At 36.7% G+C, this 2,777-nt stretch carries 4 protein-coding genes; 2 read left to right on the top strand and 2 right to left on the bottom strand.

Annotated elements, in window-relative coordinates:
- The first annotated feature begins 238 nt into the window (after positions 1 to 238).
- Positions 239 to 439 carry a hypothetical protein gene (locus HNQ37_RS08380; protein WP_183541304.1) on the top strand — a complete coding sequence of 67 codons (201 nt, stop codon included), beginning with the start codon at positions 239 to 241 and terminating at the stop codon, positions 437 to 439.
- A gap of 260 nt (positions 440 to 699) precedes the next feature.
- Here HNQ37_RS08380 and rpsD read toward each other — a convergent pair whose 3' ends face one another.
- Positions 700 to 1,311, bottom strand: coding sequence for a 30S ribosomal protein S4 (gene rpsD / locus HNQ37_RS08375; protein ID WP_183541301.1), 612 nt, complete (start codon positions 1,309 to 1,311; stop codon positions 700 to 702).
- Between the two features lie 230 nt (positions 1,312 to 1,541).
- Positions 1,542 to 2,264, bottom strand: a complete 723-nt coding sequence (locus tag HNQ37_RS08370) for a TrmH family RNA methyltransferase (RefSeq protein WP_183541287.1) — start codon at positions 2,262 to 2,264, stop codon at positions 1,542 to 1,544.
- A gap of 142 nt (positions 2,265 to 2,406) precedes the next feature.
- On the opposite strand from HNQ37_RS08370, the gene HNQ37_RS08365 reads away from it, so the two are divergent.
- Positions 2,407 to 2,676 carry an acylphosphatase gene (locus tag HNQ37_RS08365; RefSeq protein WP_183541307.1) on the top strand — a complete coding sequence of 90 codons (270 nt, stop codon included), beginning with the start codon at positions 2,407 to 2,409 and terminating at the stop codon, positions 2,674 to 2,676.
- Positions 2,677 to 2,777: the final 101 nt, after the last annotated feature.

The raw sequence follows: 2,777 nt of genomic DNA, 5'->3' as shown, positions 1-2,777 counted from the left end.
GACTTGGATGAATTGTTATCCAAGAAAAATGTTCAAGTATCAGACACCATTTCAGATGTATCGGGGTGGCTAAATTAAATTTGCAATTTGCCTTTTTTTTAAGATGATAATTTTTTAAATGTATCAACTGCATTAACTCCTTTAACTACATAACTCGCATAGAGGTACATAACTATAAATACAACCAACTATAATTTATTTGATAATTTGATTTTTTAGTAGGAAAGGAAAACTAAGCATGAAAATAGGACTGAGAACTCCTAGTATTAAAAAGAGTTTCAAGGCTCGGACAACAGGGAAATACAAAAGGCAAATAAAAAAGACTCTCATCCCTGGATATGGCAAAAAGGGAATGGGATGGATAAAAAATCCAAAGAAGGCTCTTTATAACAAGGTTTATCACAAAACCAGTTTTTCATTTTGGGACCTATTTAAGTAGGCTATTTGGAAACCTCCCTTAATCATATGATCACGCAATACTTTAGTATACATACCATTATCATTTAGTCACATCGTATTTTCAAAAATTTACCTTTGCTAGATTCAGCCTAACAACTCTAAGATTTTATTTTAATTGAATCCATTTTCTCAGGGTCTAATTTGACCACGTAATAAAAATGGTAATAAATTCATTGAATAAAATAATCGAAAAGAGAAAAGGCAAGCCCTTCGGGCTTGCCTTTTAAAAATATTCTAATATTACAATTGTTTGTTGTAGTATTCAACGACAAGAGCTTCATTGATTTCTGGATCGATTTCATCGCGTTCTGGAAGACGTACAAGTTTTCCTTCAAGCTTTTCTGAATCAAATTCAACAAATGCAGCACGCCCACGTATAGCTTCTACTGCTTCAACGATTGCTGGAACCTTCAATGAACGTTCACGAACTGAGATCACTTGACCTGGTGCAATAACAGCTGATGGGATATCAAGACGTTTGCCATCAACCAAGATGTGGCCGTGATTAACGAATTGACGTGCTTGACGACGAGTTGTTGCTAAACCAAGACGGTAAACAACGTTATCAAGACGGCTTTCAAGAGCAAGCATGAAGTTGAAACCAACTGTTCCGCCCTTAACTTTAGTTGCTTTTACGTAAGCATTACGGAATTGACGTTCAGACACTCCGTACATAAAACGAAGTTTTTGCTTTTCAGCAAGTTGCAAGCCGTATTCTGAAAGTTTTGAACGGTTGTTTGGACCGTGTTGACCTGGTACGTAGTTACGACGAGCAAGTTCTTTACCTGAACCAGTAAGTGAGATACCGTAACGACGGCTTTGTTTCCATGATGGACCTGTATAACGTGACATATTTATATGTCCTTTCTTATAATCTGAAGAAAGGCTTAGTACCAGCTTCGAATTCGTTCATTTTATCTTCGCTTACAGCTTAGTTACTTAAAAACGGATAAAATGTTGACGAGCTTTCTAGCTGATGGCTGCATTTCAACTTCTCTATTGTAGCAGAATGCCTCGCCCCTGTCAAAGACCAAGTATTCCCCTAAAGTGTTAATCTTAATTCAACTTTTATTTTGAAAAATTTAAAGACTAAACATTAAAATTCCAGCAGCAACCGCTACATTGAGTGACTCCGCATGACCGGGTATTGGAATATGAATCAATTGACTTGCTGCAGACACAGCAGCATCTGATACCCCTTGCCCTTCATTTCCAACCACTAATGCAAATTCTTCAAGATGAACCTCTCGATAATCAATAGAATCTTTTGAAAGAGTGGAAACGAGGAGGTTCGTAAATTTACTAAAGTCAGCTTCCTTATCAATTTCAACCGGAATATGGAAATTACTTCCTTGGGTTGCCCTAAGGACCTTAGGGCTATAGATATCAGCCGTTTTGCCAAAGCAAACCACGCCATCAAAGCCAGCCGCATCAGCTGTACGTATCAGTGTCCCAACATTTCCAGGATCCTGAACATTTTCAAGAATTAAGATCTTACCACCTAATTTGACCTTAGACTGACCTTTAACAACCTCTGCCACCACTCCTTGTGGGCTTTCTGTCTCCGATAAAGATTTAAGAACCTCTGACCTTACGCTAAACCAATTAGAAAGATTCCGAACCCGATTCTCTTTTCCTTCTTCAACGAAGACCTGACGAATTTCAGCACCTGATTTGACAGCTTCCTCTAACAAATGAAAACCTTCAATCAAAAAAGTACCAGATTTATCACGATATTTTTTTTTCAATAATTTACGTAATTCCTTGATACGAGTGTTATCTTTTGATGTTATAATATAATCCATGGGAACATTATATCAGTTTTTAAGATTTTTCAAGAAAAACTCCCATTTAAAATTGATCCTAGATGGTCATTTAGAAAAAACAACAAAAAGTAATGAAGATAGTTCATCTACGATTTTCCAAGAACATCAAGGAGGTCTAACTATGTCGAAGGTAAAAATTGTCATCACTGGAAAAGTGCAAGGCGTAGGTTTTCGCTACAATACCTTGATGATTGCCAAGAACTTAGGTGTGTATGGTCGTGTCTGGAATAATCCGGATGGCACAGTCAGCATTCAAGCTCAAAGTGACGACCAGACATTGTTTAATTTTCAAAAGCGAATTCGCGAAGGAAACCATTGGATTCGCGTAAATTACTTGGATGTGGAGCCTGATAACTTTGAAGATTTCCACGATTTCAAAATTATTAATTAATATTTTAAGGCAAATTGTAAAATTAGTTTAGCCACCTGAAGCAAGAAAAAAACACCTGAATCTCTTATACTTGAGTTTGAAAGAACAAAAAGTAGAAAAGG

The organism is Lactovum miscens, assembly GCF_014202895.1.
GTDB lineage: Bacteria > Bacillota > Bacilli > Lactobacillales > Streptococcaceae > Lactovum > Lactovum miscens.
This window is presented reverse-complemented; position numbering and strand designations above follow the sequence as displayed.

Excerpts from the sequence above, each read along its gene's own strand:
- HNQ37_RS08380 (WP_183541304.1), top strand. The coding sequence starts at position 239 with ATGAAAATAGGACTGAGAACTCCTAGTATTAAAAAGAGTTTCAAGGCT.
- rpsD (WP_183541301.1), bottom strand. The coding sequence starts at position 1,311 with ATGTCACGTTATACAGGTCCATCATGGAAACAAAGCCGTCGTTACGGT.
- HNQ37_RS08370 (WP_183541287.1), bottom strand. The coding sequence starts at position 2,264 with ATGGATTATATTATAACATCAAAAGATAACACTCGTATCAAGGAATTA.
- HNQ37_RS08365 (WP_183541307.1), top strand. The coding sequence starts at position 2,407 with ATGTCGAAGGTAAAAATTGTCATCACTGGAAAAGTGCAAGGCGTAGGT.